21 protein-coding genes are annotated in these 20,749 nt (G+C 61.6%); 15 read left to right on the top strand and 6 right to left on the bottom strand.

The window, feature by feature from the left end:
- Positions 1-301: 301 nt before the first annotated feature.
- Both EFR00_RS21535 and EFR00_RS21530 read left to right on the top strand, forming a co-directional pair.
- Positions 302-1,165 (top strand): alpha/beta fold hydrolase, encoded by an 864-nt coding sequence (locus EFR00_RS21535; RefSeq protein WP_009995021.1) that lies wholly within the window; start codon positions 302-304, stop codon positions 1,163-1,165.
- Positions 1,166-1,198: 33 nt separating this feature from the next.
- Positions 1,199-2,203, top strand: coding sequence for an NADP-dependent oxidoreductase (locus EFR00_RS21530; RefSeq protein WP_077991150.1), 1,005 nt, complete (start codon positions 1,199-1,201; stop codon positions 2,201-2,203).
- Between the two features lie 16 nt (positions 2,204-2,219).
- On the opposite strand, the gene EFR00_RS21525 is transcribed toward EFR00_RS21530, so the two are convergent.
- Together EFR00_RS21525 and EFR00_RS21520 are read right to left on the bottom strand one after the other, a co-directional pair.
- Positions 2,220-2,813, bottom strand: a complete 594-nt coding sequence (locus EFR00_RS21525; RefSeq protein ID WP_009995605.1) for a TetR/AcrR family transcriptional regulator — start codon at positions 2,811-2,813, stop codon at positions 2,220-2,222.
- Between the two features lie 237 nt (positions 2,814-3,050).
- Positions 3,051-4,325 (bottom strand): DUF892 family protein, encoded by a 1,275-nt coding sequence (locus tag EFR00_RS21520; RefSeq protein WP_038686601.1) that lies wholly within the window; start codon positions 4,323-4,325, stop codon positions 3,051-3,053.
- A 231-nt stretch (positions 4,326-4,556) separates the two neighbouring features.
- On the opposite strand from EFR00_RS21520, the gene EFR00_RS21515 reads away from it, so the two are divergent.
- A complete protein-coding gene (locus tag EFR00_RS21515) occupies positions 4,557-6,467 on the top strand; it encodes a PAS domain S-box protein (protein ID WP_245345044.1) in 1,911 nt (636 codons plus the stop codon).
- A 5-nt stretch (positions 6,468-6,472) separates the two neighbouring features.
- Positions 6,473-6,841 (top strand): response regulator, encoded by a 369-nt coding sequence (locus EFR00_RS21510; RefSeq protein ID WP_039623003.1) that lies wholly within the window; start codon positions 6,473-6,475, stop codon positions 6,839-6,841.
- 29 nt (positions 6,842-6,870) lie between these two features.
- Here EFR00_RS21510 and EFR00_RS21505 read toward each other — a convergent pair whose 3' ends face one another.
- Together EFR00_RS21505 and EFR00_RS21500 are read right to left on the bottom strand one after the other, a co-directional pair.
- Positions 6,871-7,338, bottom strand: coding sequence for an RbsD/FucU family protein (locus EFR00_RS21505; protein ID WP_009990160.1), 468 nt, complete (start codon positions 7,336-7,338; stop codon positions 6,871-6,873).
- The gene (locus EFR00_RS21500; RefSeq protein WP_038686605.1) at positions 7,322-8,569 is read right to left on the bottom strand and encodes an ROK family transcriptional regulator; all 1,248 of its coding nucleotides are present in this window, start codon (positions 8,567-8,569) and stop codon (positions 7,322-7,324) included. Before EFR00_RS21500 ends, EFR00_RS21505 begins: the two co-directional genes overlap by 17 nt.
- 226 nt (positions 8,570-8,795) lie before the next feature.
- On the opposite strand from EFR00_RS21500, the gene EFR00_RS21495 reads away from it, so the two are divergent.
- From EFR00_RS21495 to EFR00_RS21455, 8 genes are all read left to right on the top strand, one after another.
- Positions 8,796-9,815 (top strand): sugar ABC transporter substrate-binding protein, encoded by a 1,020-nt coding sequence (locus EFR00_RS21495; RefSeq protein ID WP_011423843.1) that lies wholly within the window; start codon positions 8,796-8,798, stop codon positions 9,813-9,815.
- 152 nt (positions 9,816-9,967) lie between these two features.
- On the top strand, positions 9,968-11,032 hold the full coding sequence (locus tag EFR00_RS21490) for an ABC transporter permease (RefSeq protein WP_038686608.1): 1,065 nt from the start codon (positions 9,968-9,970) through the stop codon (positions 11,030-11,032).
- Between the two features lie 2 nt (positions 11,033-11,034).
- Positions 11,035-11,817, top strand: coding sequence for an ATP-binding cassette domain-containing protein (locus EFR00_RS21485; protein WP_009989375.1), 783 nt, complete (start codon positions 11,035-11,037; stop codon positions 11,815-11,817).
- The gene (locus EFR00_RS21480; RefSeq protein ID WP_077991149.1) at positions 11,814-12,446 is read left to right on the top strand and encodes a nucleoside triphosphate hydrolase; all 633 of its coding nucleotides are present in this window, start codon (positions 11,814-11,816) and stop codon (positions 12,444-12,446) included. Before EFR00_RS21485 ends, EFR00_RS21480 begins: the two co-directional genes overlap by 4 nt.
- A 72-nt stretch (positions 12,447-12,518) precedes the next feature.
- The gene (gene pyrC / locus EFR00_RS21475; RefSeq protein WP_077991148.1) at positions 12,519-13,565 is read left to right on the top strand and encodes a dihydroorotase; all 1,047 of its coding nucleotides are present in this window, start codon (positions 12,519-12,521) and stop codon (positions 13,563-13,565) included.
- A gap of 179 nt (positions 13,566-13,744) precedes the next feature.
- A complete protein-coding gene (locus tag EFR00_RS21470) occupies positions 13,745-14,923 on the top strand; it encodes a GGDEF domain-containing protein (protein WP_009995851.1) in 1,179 nt (392 codons plus the stop codon).
- Between the two features lie 202 nt (positions 14,924-15,125).
- Positions 15,126-15,662, top strand: coding sequence for a glyoxalase superfamily protein (locus tag EFR00_RS21465; RefSeq protein WP_009995852.1), 537 nt, complete (start codon positions 15,126-15,128; stop codon positions 15,660-15,662).
- Between the two features lie 511 nt (positions 15,663-16,173).
- The gene (locus EFR00_RS21455) at positions 16,174-16,413 is read left to right on the top strand and encodes a hypothetical protein (RefSeq protein ID WP_077991147.1); all 240 of its coding nucleotides are present in this window, start codon (positions 16,174-16,176) and stop codon (positions 16,411-16,413) included.
- Positions 16,414-16,612: 199 nt separating this feature from the next.
- On the opposite strand, the gene EFR00_RS21450 is transcribed toward EFR00_RS21455, so the two are convergent.
- Both EFR00_RS21450 and EFR00_RS21445 read right to left on the bottom strand, forming a co-directional pair.
- Complete coding sequence (locus EFR00_RS21450) at positions 16,613-17,095, bottom strand: anthrone oxygenase family protein (protein ID WP_038686618.1); 483 nt, start codon at positions 17,093-17,095, stop codon at positions 16,613-16,615.
- Positions 17,096-17,097: 2 nt separating this feature from the next.
- Positions 17,098-17,922, bottom strand: a complete 825-nt coding sequence (locus EFR00_RS21445) for an NmrA family NAD(P)-binding protein (RefSeq protein WP_039617670.1) — start codon at positions 17,920-17,922, stop codon at positions 17,098-17,100.
- Positions 17,923-18,020: 98 nt separating this feature from the next.
- On the opposite strand from EFR00_RS21445, the gene EFR00_RS21440 reads away from it, so the two are divergent.
- From EFR00_RS21440 to EFR00_RS21430, 3 genes are all read left to right on the top strand, one after another.
- Positions 18,021-18,674, top strand: a complete 654-nt coding sequence (locus EFR00_RS21440; protein WP_077991145.1) for a TetR/AcrR family transcriptional regulator — start codon at positions 18,021-18,023, stop codon at positions 18,672-18,674.
- A 74-nt stretch (positions 18,675-18,748) separates the two neighbouring features.
- The gene (locus EFR00_RS21435; protein ID WP_039617674.1) at positions 18,749-19,438 is read left to right on the top strand and encodes an orotate phosphoribosyltransferase; all 690 of its coding nucleotides are present in this window, start codon (positions 18,749-18,751) and stop codon (positions 19,436-19,438) included.
- A 61-nt stretch (positions 19,439-19,499) separates the two neighbouring features.
- Complete coding sequence (locus EFR00_RS21430) at positions 19,500-20,426, top strand: carbohydrate kinase family protein (protein WP_077991144.1); 927 nt, start codon at positions 19,500-19,502, stop codon at positions 20,424-20,426.
- Positions 20,427-20,749: the final 323 nt, after the last annotated feature.

Genomic DNA, 20,749 nt, shown 5'->3' with positions numbered 1-20,749 from the left:
GAGTTGCCCTGACCAGGGGTGCCGGGGTTTCGCTGCGCACAACGGATAGCTTCGCCGCAAATTGGATGAAGCGTCAGATCGGAAATATCGCTTGACAACTTTGATGATGAGTATCATTAATCATCTATGATGATAGATATCATTAAAATGACCGATGACAATCGGGGCCGCACCGGCGGTTCAATGGCTGATGGCAATGGCGAGGATGGGAGGCGGGGCGCATCGGGAAACGATGTTCTCCCCGGCATCGACCGGCATCGGCAAGGTTCTCAAGCGTGCTGGTGAGATGATGGAGTGAACGATGAAAACGTCTATCAGCTACCTTCGGTCGGCGACGTGCTACGCCGAGGCGCCCAATCTCTGGATCAATGTTGGGGGAACCCCTTTCGTCTATCGCGACCTTGGCCCCCAAGGCGGCGTTCCGATCATTCTTCTCAATCATTGGGGCGCGGTGCTGGACAATTTCGATCCCGGTCTTGTCGATGGTCTCGCCGCCAAACATCACGTCATTGCAACAAATTACCGGGGTATCGGCGCCTCAGGCGGAACGGCCCCTCTGACCATCGACGAGATGGCGCGCGACGCTATCGCGTTGATCCGGGCGCTCGGCTTCCAAAAGGTCGATCTGCTCGGCTTTTCCCTTGGGGGATTTGTGGCCCAGGACATCGCCCTGAAGGCGCCGAACCTTGTGCGTAAACTCATCTTGACCGGAACCGGCCCAGCGGGCGGCACTGGAATCGAGAAGGTCGGAGCCGTGTCCTGGCCACTGATCATCAAAGCCTTGCTGACGCTACGCGACCCAAAAACCTATCTGTTTTTTACGTCGACCACCAATGGCCGCCGAGCCGCGAAAGCCTTTCTGAATCGCCTCAAAGAGCGCAAGGCCGGAAGGGACAAGGGCCCCACCCCGAGGGCTTTCCTGCGGCAACTCAAGGCGATCAAGGCTTGGGGGCGACAGGCGCCCCAGGACCTTGGCCGCATCAATATCCCGGTCCTGATCGCCAATGGCGACAATGACATCATGGTCCCGACAATAAACAGCACCGATATGGCCCGGCGCATTCCGGGCGCGCAATTGGTGATCTACCAGGACGCCGGGCATGGCGGGATTTTCCAGAACCACGCCGATTTCGTGCCGAAGGCTTTGTCCTTCCTTGGCACCTGACGCCGGAACAGAATTCGAAATGGAGAAAGCCCGATGAAGGCATTCGTCGTTGATAAGTACAAGAAGAAAGGCGCTCTGCGCCTGGCCGACCTGCCGGAACCGGAATTGCGGGACAATGATGTCCTCGTGCGGATTCAGGCCGCAGCCGTGAACCAGCTGGACTCCAAGGTCCGGGATGGAGAGTTCAAGCTTATTCTGCCCTATCGGCCGCCCTTCGTCCTCGGGCATGATCTTGCTGGAACGGTTGTCAAAGTCGGATCCAGGGTGAAGCGGTTCAAAGCGGGTGACGAGGTCTATGCGCGGCCGCGCGATCATCGGGTCGGGACATTCGCCGAATTCATTGCCATCGATGAAGCCGATGCGGCGCTGAAGCCGAGCAACCTCAGCATGACAGAAGCGGCGTCCATCCCGCTGGTGGGGCTGACCGCCTGGCAGGCGCTGGTCGAAGTGGGCAAGGTGAAGCCGGGCCAAAAGGTCTTCATTCAGGCCGGTTCCGGTGGTGTCGGCACGTTTGCCATTCAGCTCGCCAAACAGCTCGGCGCGACGGTGGCGACGACGACGAGCGCTAAAAACGCCGAGCTGGCGAGAAGTCTCGGGGCGGATGTGGTCATCGACTACAAGACGCAGGATTTCGAAAAGGTCCTGTCGGACTACGATCTCGTGCTGAACAGCCAGGATCCGAAGACGCTCGAAAAATCGCTGGGCGTGCTGAAGCCGGGTGGCCGGCTCATCTCTATTTCCGGTCCGCCCGATTCTGCATTCGCCAGGGAGCTCGGCCTGAACTTGTTCCTGAAACTGGTGCTGCGGCTGCTCAGCCGCGGCGTTCGCAAAAAGGCCAAGCGTCTCGGCGTCGCTTATTCATTCCTGTTCATGCGCGCAGAGGGGCGGCAGCTGGGTGAGATTGCCAACCTGATCGAACAAGGCGTGATCCGGCCGGTCGTCGACAAGGTGTTTCCGTTTGAAAAGACCGGAGATGCGCTGGCCTATGTCGAGACCGGGCGCGCCAAGGGCAAGGTGGTCATCGCAGTCGCGAAATGACGTAGGTCGCGCCGGTCTAGGCGTGCCCTTTTCGTTCCCGCATCCGATTCTCAATGGCGTCGCGGCAATCCGCCCGGCAGGCGTCGAGCAGCTCGTCCGCCAGCGGGGAATCGTCCGGGCATGCCCTCGAAAGCACAATTGCGCCAACAGCCTGAGCGAGGATGGCGATGGCTTGCGCCCGCCCGCCGGCGCCGGAAGCGTGATGTTGGGCAATGCCACCCTCCACCGCGCGCACCAGCTTGTCTATTCCGGCAGCGAAAACCGCCTTGGTTTCCTCAGGCTGTCGAGCGGCATCGCAACTCAGTGCCGCGGCCGTGCACCCCTGGCCGCGCCCATCCCGGTGTTCGCGTGCAAGATAAAGCTCCATGACATCGAGGACGTCATAACCGGCATAGCGCTGCAAGGTCTCGCTCAAACCATTTTCGATCGATTCCGCGATCAACTCCTCCTTGGAGCGGAAGTGATTGTAGAAGCCGCCATGGGTGAGCCCCGCGCGCTCCATCAATTCCGCCACGCCGACGCCATCGAAACCGCGCTCGCGAAACAGCTCTGACGCCGTTGCGATAATCCGGTCGTAGTTTTCCTGCTTCTTTTCCTTCGTGATCCGCACGTCACGATCCTTTCGACGGCCATTTTAAACTATGATGTCAGCCGTCATTATAGCTCGAATCATTGATGATGCATATCATTAATATTGGCGGTCAACAAAGGCAGTTCTTGCGGCGGCGATGCGCCTGCACGCAGGCGGCACCACGTCTCCTCACAGGCGCGGTGCCGTCTGTAGCAACTTCGGCTTATGTAGGCCCGTCGCCGTCAAGCCGGATCACGCGTTCCTCGCTCCTCTCGGCTAAACTGTCAGGACGCTACTTGGCATTCTCGCCGCCGACATCAGGGGTTGGGCAACCTGATCCAGCAACTGTCCCGCATTCTGCTCTTCGCCCAGCGACAGTGTGAGCAGTTGAGCGACCGCCGGCTGCGCAAGTTGAAGGGCCAGATTGCGAGCGGTGGTGTAGGCGGCAATCTCGTAGTGCTCGACGCGCAACGCCGCTCCGATCAAAGCCAGATCAGCGGGAGCGTCTTCCTTTTTCTTGCCTTCCGCCATCACCTCCTCGCCTTCCTCTACCAGGCCGGCCATGCCCTTGCATGGTTTGGCGCGAGGCGACGTGCCGACAATGCGCAGACATTCGTTCAAGCGCTCGACCTGCCCCTCCGTCTCGACAAGATGGTTGCGCAGCAAGGTCTGGAGCTGTTGAGTGCGGGCGGCTTTCTGCATCTTGGGAAGCGCCTTCAACAGCTGCTTTTCCGCATGCAGGAGGTCACGGAGTTCATCCACAAGGACTTCCTGGATCGCTTCTGCTCCGTTCGGAGGGGCGCTTCGAGCGTGGATTGCCGTTCCCCCGTTTTCCACTCCCGGGAGATCATGGAAGGCCGGCGCCTCGACAAACTCCCACGGTTTTCCTTCATTCCAGGGGCCGCGGGTGTCGACCTCACCCAAATCCCCTTCACCGGTGGAATCGTTGAAGAACTGATCGACCAGTCCTGCAGTCGGCGCAATCCTGCCGACGCTCAGCGGCGGCTTGCCCATGCTTTCGAGGGCCAGGGCGAAAGCACGCATGTGGGTGATCTCTCTGGTCATCAGGAACTGCAGCGCATCCTTGGTCCCCGGATCGCGGCAGAAGTCGATCAGGCGTTCGTAGACGATCTTGGCACGTGCCTCCGCGGCTATATTGCTTCGCAGATCCACGTCCAATTCACCCGTTATTTTGAGATAATCGGCAGTCCAGGGGTTTCCCATCGAATTGAAAAGGTTCACCCCACCTCCGCCTGCAATGGCGATCAGCGGGTCGGCTTCCGCCTCTTCTCTGACGGACTTCAGCGGCTTGAGGTGCATCCTCGCAAGAGTCCCGACGATCTCGAGGTGGCTGAGTTCTTCGGTCCCGATGTCCATCAGGAGGTCCTTCCGGCCGGGATCCTCGCAGTTCAAACCTTGAATAGAGTATTGCATGGCGGCGGCAAGTTCACCGTTTGCGCCACCGAACTGCTCAAGCAGCATATTGCCGAATTTGGGATCAGGTTCGTCAACTCGAACGGTATACATGAGCTTCTTTACATGGTGATACATTGGGGTCCTCCTGGTTGGATGCCGACTAACCGCCTTATCTCAGGAATGTTCCCGGTCTGTGGCTGCTGCTGCCGCATCTGATTGGCGTTCAACATCAGCCACGCCGGTCGCCTCCATGACTCGTTAAATTCCGAACCAACGCTAGATCAATCCAAGGTACGCGTGATGCCGGCGATCACCGGTCGCGTATTTGGGAACTGATCTTCTTGCGGGATGTTCGAGGGATTCGACATGACACGTCCGAGGAAGCAAGTGCTGGATCATGGTCAGCTACTCAAGCGCCAGAAAGTCCTCGCCGACTTCGGGGAATTCGCACTTCGCTCAGATGATCTGGACGCCATCCTATTCGAGGCCTGTCGTCTGGTTAGCGATGCGGTCGAAACGCAGCGCTCCAAGGTATTGGAAATTCACGAAGGTGGAAAAAAGCTTCGAGTGCGAGCGGCCATCGGATGGCAGCCTGACATCGTCGGCCTCGAGTTGGACATGGACGACTATTCGTCCGAAACCTATTCGATCCGGACTGGCGAGCCCGTGATCACTCAGGACATCACCAGGGAAGAGCGGTTCAGAATTCCCATGTTTATGAAAGAGGCCGGTGTCGCCGCGCTCGCCAATGTGCCGATCTTCTTGCCGGCCAACCGTGCTTACGGGCTGTTGCAGGTTGACGACGTCGAGCCGAGGGATTTCGGCGAAGAAGACACTCAATTCCTTCGTACCTACGCCACGATCCTCGGACCCGTGATCGACAGGCTCCACAAGGTCCAGGCCCTTCAGGCGACAACGGAACGTTTCTCTATCGTCGTGGAGAAGGCCCGCGACTATGCGATTTTTGTCGCAGACGCGCAGGATCGGATCGTCGACTGGCATAAGGGCGCTGAGAAGGTCTTCGGGTGGACGGCCGAGGAGGCTGCGGGAATGTCGTGCAGCGAATTATTTACGCCTGAAGATCGGACGCGGGGGGAGGATCGCAACGAGATCGAGACGGCCAGACGCGAGGGTTCGGCGCCCGACGTGAGATGGCATTTGCGCAAGGACGGCTCGCGGGTCTTCGTCGACGGCTCGACCGTTTGCCTGCGAAACCCGGACGGCTCGGTGAGGGGCTTCCTCAAGGTCGGCCAAGACGTCACGGAGCGGCGGCGAACCGAACAGCGGCTTTATGAAAGCGAAGCCTTGCAGCGCTCGCTTATAGCAGGCGTTCCCCAACTGGTCTGGCGAGCGCGATCGCTCGGCCATCGCATCTGGTCGAGCCCGCAATGGGAGAGGTTCACTGGACAGCGCAACGAAGACAGCGCTGGAATGGGCTGGCTGGACGTCATCCATCCCGAAGACCGCGACCTTGTGATGGCGGCCTGGAGGGACGCGGAAGCCAAGGGCGGGCTCGACTGCGAAAATCGTATTCGCCGCGCTTCGGACGGTGAATATATCTGGCACCACAGCCGCTCGCTTCCGGCAACCGGCCTGGAATTCGAGTGGCTGGGGACCTGCACCGATGTGCAGCAACTGAAGGAACTCCAGGGCAGGCAGGAGGTCATGCTGGCGGAGCTCCAGCATCGAACCCGCAACATCGTTGCCGTTATACGCTCGCTGTCGCTGAAGACGATCGAGTCAAGTCTGACGCTGGATGACTTCGCCGAGGCATTCAGTCGTAGGCTTGCTGCCGTCGCCAGAGTGCAGAGTCTTCTCTCCAGGCTGGGCGAAGACCAACGGGTCACATTTGACGAACTGCTTGAGGCCGAATTGGCTGCCCATGTCGGTGGTAAAGAAAAAATAGTGCTCGATGGACCGCGCGGAATACGGCTGCGATCGCGGGCGATCCAAACATTCGCGTTGGCGCTGCACGAACTGGCGACCAACGCCGTCAAATATGGGGCTCTGGCGTCTCCACGGGGCGGCCTGACGATCCGGTGGCGCCTCAGGAATGAAGGCGGCGGGGCGCCGGCCCTGTTCCTGGAGTGGGTGGAAACCGGAGTTGAAAACATGCCGTCTGACGACGCTCCACCGCAGGGTTCCGGCTACGGTCGCGAACTGATTGAGCGGGCACTCCCGTATCAGCTCAAGGCGAATACCACTTATGAAATAGGCGCCGATGGCGTTCGCTGCACCATTCTGGCCCCCATAGCCATAGATGGGGGAAAGGAATGAAAGACATGACGACGATGAACTCTCTTGCCAGCCTCGCCATTCTCGTGGTCGAGGACGACTATTTCATCGCCGACGAACTTGTGCGCTCCCTTTCTCGTGCCGGTGCCCAGGTGGTTGGCCCGGTCGCTTCCGTGGGCGACGCCCTTGCGCTTCTCGACGCTACCGCTCATCTGGACTTCGCCATGCTCGATCTCAATCTGGACGGGGAGTCGGCTATTCCGATCGCAGACAGGCTGGTGGCACGGAACATTTCCTTCGCCTTCGTCACCGGGTACGGTTCCGGTGGAATTCCCCCGAGGTTCAAGACAATCCAACGGCTAGAGAAGCCTGTGGAGATGGCGTGGGTCGTCAAGGTAATAACGAAAGACTTTTAGCGGGCATCGGGCGGCCGGCCGGAAAAGCTCTAGTAGACGAACGGATCCACCTCGGTCTGGCCGCCTTCCCTCGGATAGATCACGCCCTTGCGCAGGATGATGTTGGCATAAAGCCTGGGCTCGCTGGTCTGGATCAGCGCATGGGCGGCCCGCACCCGGCCGTAGAAATCCTGGCCGACGAGCGGCACCACCTGCCGATGGGGCTCGTGACGGGCGCAGCAGTCGATCATCTCCTCATGCACGGGATCGAGCTTGTCGCGCTCGGCCTTGACGGTCGAGCGGAAGATCGCCTCCGGCACGAAATCGTCGATCGGCAGCACGCTGAGCACGGCATTGAGCACCGGAATGAGATGATGGCCGTCGAGCCGGATCAGCCGGCGGGCATGTTCGACGCCGGGATAGTTGCCGTCGACAATGGCGATCTCGTCGCCGTGGCCCATCGCCCGAAGTGTAAACAGCAATTCCGGGCTCAGAAGCGGATCAAGTCCCTTCAGCATGGTCTATCTCCTTGAAGAGTACGTTCTGGTCTGTGAGGTAGCGCGCAAAGATCGGCAGGCTGGCGCCGCCGATGGCGCGCGCCTGCGCGCCGACCGCGCCCTCGATGATCTCGGGCATGACGACGCCCTGCAGGTCGAGCTTGGCGGCTTCGTCGATCGTCGCCTGCACGACGCGGCTGCGCACCCAATGAGGAAAGCCGCCGTCGATGACGGCAGCGCTGAAATCGACGATCGAGGCGGCCGCAACGATTGCCTGCGCCAGCGCCTTGGCGGTGTCCTGAATCCAGATCTCCATTGGCTGGCCGAAATCCACCCAGTCGTCGGCGGAATACCAGAGCGGCTCGGGATCGATGCCACGCTCGCGCAGCATGTTTTCCAAAACGAAGATCGAGGCGATTTCGAGCAGCTGCTTGGTTTCGCCGTTTCTGTCGCGCACGGGCAACGGCCCGATCGCGCCCGCCGTGCCGGTACGGCCGGAAAAGATCGCCGAATTCAGGACGATGCCGCCGCCGATAAAGGAGCCGATGAAGAAATAGACGAAGTCGGGATATGAGGGGCCGACGCCGAAGACGAGCTCGGCCCCGCAGGCGCTAGTCGCATCGTTCTGCAGGAAAACCGGGTGGGAAACGCGCGCGGCGATATCGGCCTGCAGGTCGACGTCGCGCCAGACCTCCATGGCGCCGGGCGGCGCTCCGACTTCTTCGGCCCAGTTCCACAGCTCGAAGGGGGCGGCGATGCCGAGGCCGGCGATACGGCTGCGCTGCTTGTCGTCGAGCCGGCTCTCGATCTCCTGAATGCCCGACGTGACGAAGGCGAGGATTTCGTGCGGCAGCGGATAGGCATAGGTCCGGTGCAGCTGCATGCGGATGCGGCCGACGAAATCCATCAGCACCAGATCGGCGCTGCGCCGGCCCATCTTCAGGCCGAAGGAATAGACCGCGTCGGGATTAAGATGCATCGGGATCGACGGCTGGCCGACGCGGCCGCGCACCGGCGCGCCGCGAGACAGCAGCCCTTCCTTTTCCAGGACCCGCATGATGACCGACACCGTCTGCGCCGAAAGCCCGCTGCGGCGCGCAATGTCGGCCTTCGACAGCGCGCCGTAAAGGCGCACCAGCGACAGCACGAGCCGTTCATTATAGGCCCGTACCCTGACCTGGTTCGCGCCTCCGGCCGGATTTAGAATTGGCGGCGGGACCGGTGTGTGTTCCCGTCCATCCAAAGACGACATGGCCGCTCCTCCCGATTGTTGGCCTATGCCCTAATTCAATCGAGCATGCCACATCGAATTAATAATTCAATTGGATTTATTTATTGACAAGCCAATTTCTTTCGCTCTTAATTGCCAGCGTCAAGGGCACGGGCGGCTTCGGGAGCGACAAGCGACCGAAGCGAAGTGTCACATCTCGAAAATTCCGGCCCGCACGGGCGGCGCCGGCAAACTCTGGGAGGAGTTCATGAAGAAATCAGTTCTCGCTTTCGGCGCGCTCGCGCTCGGCGTCGCTTTTTCCGCACCTGCCATGGCGGCTGATGTTTCCGCCTGCCTCATCACCAAGACCGACACCAATCCCTTCTTCGTCAAGATGAAGGAAGGTGCGACGGCCAAGGCCAAGGAACTCGGCGTTTCGCTGAAGTCCTATGCCGGCAAGGTCGACGGTGACAGCGAAAGCCAGGTTGCGGCGATCGAAAGCTGCATAGCCGACGGCGCCAAGGGCATTCTGCTCACTGCCTCGGACACTAAGGGCATCGTCTCTTCGGTCAAGAAGGCGCGTGATGCCGGCGTGCTGGTTATCGCGCTCGACACGCCGCTTGAGCCGGCCGATGCCGCCGACGCCACCTTCGCCACCGACAACCTGCTGGCAGGCAAGCTGATCGGCCAGTGGGCCAAGGAAACGCTCGGCGACAAGGCCAAGGACGCCAAGGTCGGCTTCCTCGACCTGACGCCGTCGCAGCCGACGGTCGACGTTCTGCGCGACCAGGGCTTCATGATGGGCTTCGGGATCGACCCGAAGAACCCGGACAAGATCGGCGACGAAGACGACAAGCGCATCGTCGGCCATGACGTGACCAACGGCAATGAAGAAGGCGGCCGCAAGGCCATGGAAAACCTTCTGCAGAAGGATCCTAGCATTAACGTCATCCACACGATCAACGAGCCGGCCGCTGTCGGTGCCTATCAGGCACTGAAGGCTGTCGGCATGGAAAAGAACGTGCTGATCGTCTCGGTCGACGGCGGCTGCCCCGGCGTCAAGTCGGTCAAGGAAGGCGTCATCGGCGCCACCTCGCAGCAATACCCGCTGCTGATGGCGTCGCTCGGCATCGAGGCGATCAAGAAGTTCGCCGATAGCGGTGAGAAGCCGAAGCCGACGGAAGGCAAGTCCTTCTTCGACACCGGCGTCTCGCTCGTCACCGACAAGCCGGTTTCCGGCGTCAAGTCGATCGATACCAAGGAAGGCACCGACAAGTGCTGGGGCTGAGCCCGATCTATTGAAAGAGAAAGTGGCCGGGGCTTGATCCCCGGCCGTTTTGGACGGACGATGTGCCGTCACCCCACCGGCTAACCAACGAACGGATGACAATGGGTGGCGGCCTCCGCGCGGGTTCGGCGCGCGGATGCGGAGGAGGAACCATGACCGGAGCACAGGAATTCGAACGCGTCCTCGACGGCAGCGACAAGAACGTCGCCTCCTTCGAGCACCAGGGCGTCCCGCTGATCAAGCGTGCGCAGCATTTTCTGCACTCGACGCCGGCCGCCGTGCCGCTCATCGTGCTGGTGCTGGCGATCATCATCTTCGGGATAACGCTCGGCGGACGGTTTTTCTCGTCCTACACCCTGACACTGATCCTGCAGCAGATCGCCATCGTCGGCATTCTCGGCGCCGCCCAGACGCTGGTCATCCTGACGGCCGGCATCGATCTTTCGATCGGCGTCATCATGGTGATCTCGGCCGTTATCATGGGCAATGTCGCCATCACCTACGGCATACCGACGCCGATCGCGGTCGCAGCCGGCATGCTTGTCGGCGGTCTCTGCGGCTTGCTGAACGGCTTCCTTGTCGCCTTCATGAAGCTGCCGCCCTTCATCGTCACGCTCGGCACCTGGAACATCGTCATGGCGACGAATTTCATCTATTCCGCCAATGAGACGATCCGCGACGCCGATGTCGACGCACAGGCTCCGCTGCTGCATCTTTTCGCCATGAGCTTCAGGGCCGGCACCGCCGTGCTCACCCTCGGCGTCATCGCCATGGTGCTGCTCGTCCTGCTGCTCTGGTATGTGCTCAATCACACCGCCTGGGGCCGGCATGTCTATGCGGTGGGCGACGATCCCGAGGCGGCCAAGCTCTCCGGCATCCAGACCAAGAAGGTGCTGCTCACCGTCTACACCATATCGGGCGTCATCGCCGCCTTCGCCGCCTGGGTTTCGATCGGCCGCAATGGCTCGATCTCGCCGTCCTCGGCGGTCACCGATTATAACCTCCAGGCGATCACCGCGACCGTGATCGGAGGCATCTCCCTCTTCGGCGGACGCGGCTCCATTCTCGGCACCCTGTTCGGCGCCATGATCGTCGGCGTCGTGTCGATGGGCCTCAACATGCTCGGCGCCGACCCGCAATGGAAAGTCCTGCTGACGGGCGTGCTCATCATCGCCGCCGTCGCCATCGATCAGTGGATCAGAAAGGTTTCGGTGTGACCATGGCTGTCGAACCCATTCTCACCGCCCGCGGTCTCGTCAAGCGCTATGGACGCGTGACCGCGCTCGACAATGCCGATTTCGACCTCTATCCGGGCGAGATCCTTGCCGTCATCGGCGATAACGGCGCCGGCAAGTCCTCGCTCATCAAGGCGATCTCCGGCGCTGTCACCCCCGACGAGGGAGTGATCACGCTGGAAGGCCGGCAGGTGAATTTCCGCTCGCCGATGGAAGCGCGAGAGGCCGGCATCGAGACTGTCTATCAGAACCTCGCTTTGTCGCCGGCGTTGTCGATTGCCGACAACATGTTCCTCGGCCGCGAGATCCGCAAAAAGGGCCCGCTCGGCTCGCTGTTCCGCATGCTCGACCGGCCGGCGATGGAAAAGCTGGCGCGCAACAAGCTCTCCGAACTCGGCCTGATGACCATCCAGAACATCAACCAGGCGGTGGAGACGCTGTCGGGCGGCCAGCGTCAGGGTGTCGCCGTCGCCCGCGCCGCCGCCTTCGGCTCGAAGGTCATCATCATGGATGAGCCGACCGCGGCTCTCGGCGTCAAGGAAAGCCGCAAGGTGCTGGAACTGATCCTCGACGTGCGCGCTCGCGGCCTGCCGATCGTGCTGATCTCGCACAACATGCCGCATGTCTTCGAGGTGGCCGACCGGATCCATATCCACCGCCTCGGCCGGCGCCTGACGGTGATCAATCCGAAGGAATACACCATGTCGGATGCCGTCGCCTTCATGACCGGCGCCAAGACGGTGCCGACGGAGCCGGTTGCGGCATGAGTGTACGCATCGACGAAATCGCCGGCGAGGTTCTTAGCCGCGCCGGCGACGCCAGACGTTTCCTGATCGGCATCGCCGGGCCGCCGGGTTCGGGCAAATCGACCATGGCCGACAATCTGGCAGCGGCGCTGAAGGCCAAGGGCGAAAGCGCCGCGGTCCTGCCGATGGACGGCTTCCACATGGACAATGCCATCCTGATCGAACGCGGCCTGCTGGCGCGCAAGGGCATTCCCGAGACCTTCGACGTCCGCGGCTTCCTCGATATCATCGCCGCCGTCAAGCGGGCCGACCAGGAGGTGCTGGCGCCGGTCTTCGACCGTTCGCGCGAGCTCGCCATCGCATCGGCCCGGCCGATCGATCCGAACGATCGCTTCATCATCGTCGAGGGCAATTATCTGCTGTTCACGCAGGGCAAATGGGCCGAACTCGACGGCGTCTTCGACTTCTCGATCATGCTGGCGCCGCCGATCGAGGTGCTCGAGGAGCGCCTCTGGGCCCGCTGGCGCGGTTATAATCTGAGCGAAGAGGCGGCCAGCGCCAAGGTCTACGGCAATGACCTGCCGAACGGAAGGCTGATCCTCGAACACCGCCGCCCGGCCGATGTGACGCTGGAGATCGCGCTGGCCTGATTCCGCGACGATTGTTTTCAGCTGGGTTATAATGCTATCGAGGCCGCAGACGCATCGCTTCGGAGGCCTGCCATGCAATCGATCACCATCCGCCGTCCCGACGACTGGCACCTGCATCTGCGCGACGGCGACATGCTGGAAGGCGTGATTGCCGATACGAGCCGCACCTTCGCCCGCGCCATCATCATGCCCAATCTGTTGCCGCCTGTTGTCACCACATCGGATGCCGCCGCCTATCGCGATCGCATCCTGAAAGCCTTGCCGGCCGGCCACCGCTTCCAGCCGCTAATGACGCTTTATCTCACTGAACATACCAGCGCTGACGATGTCGAGGCGGGGGCGGAAAGCGGCCTCATCACCGCCGTCAAGCTCTATCCCGCCGGCGCCACCACCAATTCGCACGGCGGCGTGCGCGACATGGAAAAGGCGATGCCGGTGCTGGAGCGCATGGCTGAGATTGGCCTGCCGCTCTGCGTCCATGGCGAGGTGACCACCCCTGAGGTCGATATTTTCGACCGCGAGGCCGTCTTCATCGATACCGTGCTCGATCCGCTGCGCCGACGCCTGCCGGAGCTGAAGGTGACGATGGAGCATGTGACGACCGCGGACGGCATCGAATACATCAAGGCGGCCAAGGCCAATCTCGCCGGCTCGATCACCACCCACCATCTGATCATCAACCGCAACGCCATCCTCGTCGGCGGCATCAAGCCGCATTATTACTGCCTGCCGGTCGCCAAGCGCGAAAACCACCGGCTGGCGCTGCGCGCCGCCGCCGTGAGCGGTAATCCCCGCTTTTTCCTCGGCACGGATTCGGCCCCGCATGTCGACCCCTTGAAGGAATGCGCCTGCGGCTGCGCCGGCATCTACACCTCGATCAACACGATGAGCTGCCTTGCCCATGTCTTCGAAGCGGAAGGCGCCCTGGACAAACTCGAAGCCTTCGCCTCGCTGAATGGGCCGGCCTGGTATGGGCTTTCGCCGAATGAAGAGCGGATCACGCTGTCAAAGCAGGCTGACCCGGTCGTTTTTCCCGCTAAGATAGAAACAGGCGCGGGCCCTGTTACCGTGTTCGATCCAATGTTTCCCTTGCATTGGCAGGTCGCGGCTCCGGCGTAGGTCGTCCGGAATTCAATTTTAAATCGAAAATTCATCATTATCTCAGGCGCGACGTTAAACGCGTAACATTTGCATTGTGCGGTGCATCATTTGTTAACGGATGCATAAGACAGTCCTCGTCGCGGACCCGATGAGTTGCCCATATTCCGGCGCGGCAACAGCTGCGGAGACTGAAGAGCATGACGCTTGACTATAACTCCCTCCTGCTGGCGCTCGGTGTCTCCGCGGCGTGTCTTGCCGTGACCCTGATGGGCAGCTGGCTGGTCCGCCGGGCCGAAACCGTGTTGCTGACCGCCACCATCGGCCTCGTCTTCGTGGTTAGCGGAATCTTCGTCTACAGCGCCTATGTGAATAGGCCGCAGATATGGCTCGGCGTCGCCAGCTTCGTGCTGTTCCATGCCGGTTTCGCCACCATCTGGGGCGCCGGCAAGCAGTTCCTCACCGGTCGGCTGCCGATCCCGGCCCTTGCCATCCGCGCGCTGGCCGCGATGATCTTTTCGGTCGTGCCGATGCTGGCAGGTTATGACGGCCTGGCCTTCATCGCCGATAATCTTGCGATCGCCCTGCTGCTTTTCGCCACCGCCCGGCAATATTGGCTCGCCCGCGCTGAGGCGCCGGCGCCGATCCTCGGCATCGCCGCACTCTATATGCTGACGGCGATCTCCTTCGTGCTCTGCGCCGGCGTGCTGATTGCCGACGGCAAGCTGGTGCTCGGCGCAGCACCAAACAATTGGGCCGAAGATCTGAGCCTCGCCGTCTGCATCGCCGGCATGACCGGGATCGGCGCGCTGTCGCTGGCGCTGCATCAGTGGCGGCTTGCTGCCCGCCATCGTCTCGAGGCGATCACCGATCCGCTGACCGGCCTGCTCAACCGCCGCGCCGTCTTCGACCAGTATGGCACGCGCCCCATGGGTTCGACCGCCGCCGTCATCGTCTTCGATATCGACCATTTCAAATCCGTCAACGACCGTTATGGCCATGCCGCCGGAGACCGCGTGATCACCGTCTTCGCCGACGAACTGACCGCCCACTGCCGCCCCGGCGACACCGCTGCCAGGCTCGGTGGCGAAGAATTTGCGCTTGTGCTGAAGGAGATCATGCCCGGCCGGGCTGAACTGACGGCTGAGCGAATCCGCCGAGCCTTCGAGGCGCGCGAAATCCCGATCGACGGCGACGTGCTGAAATGCACGGTCAGCGTCGGAGTGGCGCCCGGCCGCTCTACGCCGCTCGATTTCGATGCCATGCTGAGCGCCGCCGACAAGGCGCTTTACGCCGCCAAGCGCGGCGGCCGCAATCGCGTCGAGCTTGCCGGCCACCTGCAGGCGGTGCCCCTCGAGGTATCGCGCACGGCGTCTTGATCCCGGACTGCGCGTGTCTTAGTATCGGCCTCGGCCGGATGCGGCCAGCCGCCCCGCGACGCCGACGTTTTGACAATGGCGTTATGGTGAATGCATCCCGATACCAACCTTCACATCCCTTGCCGTTTGGCGATCGATGGCGAACGGGTCAGCAGACGCGGGCACTGATCTTCCTGTTTGCCGCCAACGGAAGGATGACATCATGCGCGATTTTCGCGATGCCAAGCTCATGGCAAAGACTTTGCGGCAGGCCCTTGCCGACCGCCACATTTCCCTCACTCACAGCGAGACCCTCGAAATCGTCGCCCGGCAGTTCGGGCTCGACCAATGGAATATCCTCTCGGCGAAGATCGAGGCGGCCGGGGCCTCGCCTTCGGCTATCGGCATAGAGCCGCCGACGCCGATCTTCCGCATCTTCTCGGTCGAGAAAGCCATGGAGTTCTATTGCGGCTTCCTGGGTTTCCACCTCGATTGGGAGCACCGCTTCGGCGAAAACTTCCCGCTCTATTGCCAGGTCTCGCGTGACGGCATGGCGTTGCATCTGAGCGAACATTCCGGCGACGCCAGCCCCGGCGCCAAGGCCTTCGTCCGCGTGGCCAATGTCCGCGCCTACCACGCCGAACTCGCCGGCAAGGACTACCGCTACATGAAACCCGGCGTGGAGGAAGCGCCCTGGGGACTGGAGATGACCGTCACCGACCCCTTCAGCAACCGCATCGCCTTTTGCGAGCAGAGATAGGCGGAGCGCTGACAAGGTCAGTCTCTTTGTCATATGCGCGGTCTCGACCCTCAAGTCAGTTTAGGCCGTGACTGGCATTGTCTGGTTTCGCTAGCGGATGGCGTCGTGACACGGCGTCTGCGCTGTGAATGGGTTTCTCCTGCCCACCCCACCCTCCGTCATGCTCGGCCTTGAGCCGAGCATCCACACCGCATCCAGCAGCAGCAGTCGTATGGATCCCAGGCTCAGGGCCTGGGATGACGGAGAGTGTGGTTCGCATTGTCGCCAAACGCGGCTGTCAGCGTACAGAGACACACAACAACGGGTGCTTCATTAGGCCGGCAATCACCATCCTCCTTCCTGTGACAGGCACAGGAAGGAGGATGGGTGATTGCCGGCGCTTGCATCCGGGTGCTTTAAACCTACAGTTACAACAAGATATCGAGCCGCGCTGAAGGGCTGATCGCCCGAGGTCACTTGTGACGGCGATTTTTCAACTCACAATAACTCCCAGCCGGCGGGCAGGAACAAAATGAAATATGTTTCAGTCTTGGTTTCAGCGCTTCTGTCGATCTTTTTCGGATGGCTGTTCTATGAAAGATACTGGAGGTTTCGAGATTGCATATCTCAAGCATTATCCAGTTGCCTCACGCCAGACGGTGGCAACCTGACGCAAGGCGGCTCCCTGTGGGGCGGTTTTGCAGGGTTGTTCCTGCTGCTCGCCATGATCTCGGCCTGGCGTATTTTCCGACGCCGGGACGCCGGTAAATAAACGGACGAAGGCGGGTGCGAAACCGCGGCACCCGCCAACGTCCCTAATCCTGAGGTGCGGAAGCCGGAGGCTGTAGCCTCGAAAGACAAGCCGCAACGCTGCTCCTGCATGCCTCCAACGCCGGCGCACCCGCCTCGCCCTTCGAGGCCCCTTTGGGGCCCCTCAGGATGAGGCTCTCTTGGCTGCCGGCGCCTGCTTCTCAAACCAGCATCAGCGCCCGCACGAAGGCGACCGAGGCAAGCAGCGAGGCGATCGTCCTGACATGGTTCCACCATGTCCAGTCCCTGAGATAGGTCGCCCAGAGCTCGGCCGCTTGCGGCTCTTTGCCGCTCACCTTCTCCAGCGCATCGTTCATCGGCACGTTGAAGACGATGGTCGAGACGAAAGAAGCGAGGAGATAGAGGGCGGCGCCTGCCAGCATCAGCGCCGACGCCCCGCCGCGCCAGTTGATCACCGCCATCACTGATATGACAAGGCAGAGGATCGCCGTCGGCACGAAGAGCGCCATGAACGGCGAGCGGACGATCGTCACATTGATGGAGTTCATGGCGGCAATGCCCTGTTCCGCCGGGATCCTGGAAAAGGCGGTCATGATGAAGGTCGAGAAGGCAAAGAAGATGCCGGCGATGAGGCCGCTGCCGATAGCGGCAGCGACGAGCGATAGGATCAGGATCGTCTGCATCGTCAGACGCTCCATATTCCCGATGCCGCGGTCCGGCGGGCAAAGTGGCTGAAATCGGTGGCGGGGCGGCCGAGAATGTCGGGCACACCGCTCATGCTGCTGGAATTGCGCCCGTCGAGCACCTGGCCGAAAAGCTCCTCCAGCAGATCGATGAGGTCCTGGGGCAGGCCGGCAGCCGCAAGTCCGCCGATGAAATCGGCCATCGAGACCTGCTCATATGTGATCGGCCGTCCCGCTGCCGCGGCGATCTCGGCGACCGCCTCGCGGAATGTCAGCGCCCGCGGCCCAGTCAGCTCGTAAGCCTTGTTGCGATGGCTCGGATCGGTCAAGGCGGCGACCGCCACATCGGCGATGTCGTCGGCATCGATGAAGGGCTCGGGGATATCTCCGGCCGGCAATTGCAGCCGGCCGGCAAGAATCTGCTTCAGAAACGCGCCTTCGGAGAAGTTCTGGCAGAACCAGGAGGCGCGCAGGATGTTGTAGCCGATGCCTGAGGACTTCAGCGCCGTTTCGCTGCGCTGCGCGCCCTCTTCGCCGCGGCCCGAAAGCAGCACAATATGCTCGAGGCCGCATTCCACCGCGGTCTTCGCGAGCGCCTCAATTGCCTCGGCTGCCCAGGCGACGGAAAGATCGGGCTGGAAGGCGACATAGGCGCTCGACGCGCCCTGAAGCGCGCCCGGCCAGGTTAAACTGTCCTCCCAATCGAACGGGCGGACGCTGGAGCGCGATGCCACGCGAACCTTGAGACCGCGCTCTTCCAGGCGTTTCATGATGCGGCCGCCGGTCTTTCCGGATCCACCGACGAGGACGATTTCGGAATTCTGCATGTCGTAGCTCCTTCCTTTTCCAAAACAAGAGAAACTCTCTTATTTGCAAAATGAGATAATCTCTCTTATTTTGTTTGTCAATCGCCAAAGGAGAAACGATGTCGCAACCTCCAGCCGCAACGCGCAGACGCTCGTCGGAGCAAACGGGCCAGCCTCGCCGCATTCCCAGCCAGCAGCGCGGCCGCGAACGCTTCGAAAAGATCCTCGCCGTTGCCGCGGAACTGATCGAAAGCCATGGCAGCGACGGCTTGAAGATGAGCGAGATCGTCGAGAAGGCAGGCCTCTCCTTCGGCGCCCTCTACCAATATTTCCCCGACAAGAGCTCGATCATCCGGACATTGGCCGAGCGGTTCAACGAAGAGGGCAGGCGGTGTGTGGAGGAGGAACTGGCGAAGGTGACGGACGTTTCGGCCGTCCAAGGCGCGCTCGCCAACATCGTCGACCAATACTACGCCTTCTTTCGCCGAGAGCCCGTTATGCGTGACATCTGGCATGCGACCCATACCGACAAGCTGCTGCAGCAGATTGATGCCGAGGACATGGAATTTCATGCTCGGACCTTTCTCGTCGTGCTCGTCCGCCTGTGGCCGCAGCGTGAATCCAGGGAGCTTCTGGCGATCGCGCGGCTGACGATGCAGCTTCTCGCTGCCGCAGTGCGCTATGCCGTTTCGTTGGAAGAGGAAGAGGGCGCCCAGGCGATCGCTCTGTTCAAGAAGATGCAGATCGCCGATATCGGCCGCCTGCTGAGGTGAATAGGTAAGCCTGCGTCTGGAAACCGAGGGCTCTTGCTGCTATTGCCGGAGACGCAAAGCCGAAGGAGAGCCGCATGATCCAGACCACATTTCCCGACCGCGCCCTGATGGCCGAACTGGTGGCCAAGATGCTCTGGGAGATCAAGGCGGTGCACTTCAACGCCGCTCAGCCTTACAAGCTCTCCTCCGGCATGGCGAGCCCGGTCTATATCGATTGCCGCAAGCTGCTCTCCTACCCGCGCATCCGTTCGACGGTCATGGATTTCGCCGCCAGCACGCTGATGCGCGACGCCGGTTTCGAGCAGTTCGATTGCATCGCCGGCGGCGAAACCGCCGGCATTCCCTTTGCCGCCCTGCTTGCCGACCGCCTCGGTCTGCCGATGGTCTATGTCCGCAAGCAGCCGAAGGGCCATGGCCGCAATGCCCAGATCGAAGGCAATATGCCGGAAGGCTCGCGCGTGCTCGTCATCGAGGACCTGACGACGGCCGGCGGCAGCATGTTCAAGTTCATCGATGCGGTCCGCGCCGCCGGCGGCACCGTCGATCACGGCATCGCGCTGTTCTTCTACGACATTTTTGGCCAACAGCGCTTTACCGAGGGCAAGGTGAAGCTGCATCATATCGCCACCTGGCGCAATGTCCTGGCCGTCGCCAAGGCGCAGCAGCTGTTCGACGACAAGACGCTCGAAGAAGTCGAGGCCTTCCTCGACGGGCCGCTCGCATGGTCGGGAAGGAATGGTGGCGTCAGTGAGCTTTCGCTCTAGCCTTTTGACAAAAGCTCGCTTAATCGATTGAAGAACGCGTAAGTCCTGTTGGGAGGAACCGATGATTTTGTGTTGCGGCGAAGCCTTGATCGACATGCTGCCGAGGGAAACGACCCTTGGCGAAAAGGGCTTTGCCCCCTATGCCGGCGGCGCGATCTTCAACACCGCGATCGCGCTCGGCCGCCTCGGCATACCGACGGCCTTCTTCACCGGCATTGCCGACGACATGATGGGCGAAATCCTGCTTGCGACGCTGAAGGCCGCCAATGTCGACTACAGCCCCTGCGCCATCACGCAGCGCCCCTCGACGATCGCCTTCGTCAAGCTCGTCAACGGCCAGGCGACCTATGCCTTCTACGACGAGGGCACGGCCGGCCGGATGATCACCGAGGCCGACTTGCCCGTCCTCGGCGATGATTGCGAAGCGCTGCATTTCGGCGCGATCAGCCTGATCCCGAGCCCCTGCGGTGAAACCTATGAAGCGCTTCTCGACCGCGAAGCCGAAAGGCGCGTGATCTCGCTCGATCCGAACATCCGCCCCGGCTTCATCAAGGACAAGCCGGCGCATATGGCCCGCATCAGGCGCATGGCGGCCAAATCCGATATCATCAAATTCTCCGACGAGGATCTCGACTGGTTCGGCCTTGAAGGCGACCATGACGCGCTCGCCGCCCATTGGCTCGCCCACGGCGCAAAACTCGTCGTCATCACCAAGGGCGCCGAAGGCGCTTCCGGCTATACCAGGGAGCGCAAGGTGACGGTGCCGAGCCAGCGCGTTGCGGTCGTCGATACGGTCGGCGCCGGCGACACTTTCGATGCCGGCGTGCTGGCCTCGCTGAAGAGGGATAACCTGCTGACCAAGGCGCAGGTCGCTTCGCTCGACGAACAGGCGGTGCGCAACGCCCTGACGCTCGGCGCCAAAGCCGCCGCCGTCACCGTCTCCCGCGCCGGCGCGAACCCGCCCTGGGCGCATGAGATCGGGCTTTAAGTCCCCTTCTCCCCAGCGGGGAGAAGGTGCCCGCAGGGCGGGTGAGGGGGCCGGCGGCACCGGCTTTGCGCTTCTGCAGGATGGCCGTGATTGAAACGTTTCGGCCCTGTTAGGGCGCGGCATTGAATTTGGGATCGGTATGTGAGGCTTGTGCCGGGCGGCCCCCTCATCCGCCTGCCGGCACCTTCTCCCCGAGGGGGACTGTTGCATAACCGGCGTTGCAGCTTGGGTCAGGCGATTGCCGTCATCTGTGCTTGCCCCGCTTCGGTGTGTGGCGGGGTGATGGTGGCTGAATTTGATGATTTGGCAGGCAGCTGGACGGA

This window comes from Rhizobium sophoriradicis, assembly GCF_003939025.1.
In the GTDB taxonomy this organism is placed as follows: domain Bacteria; phylum Pseudomonadota; class Alphaproteobacteria; order Rhizobiales; family Rhizobiaceae; genus Rhizobium; species Rhizobium sophoriradicis.
This window is presented reverse-complemented; position numbering and strand designations above follow the sequence as displayed.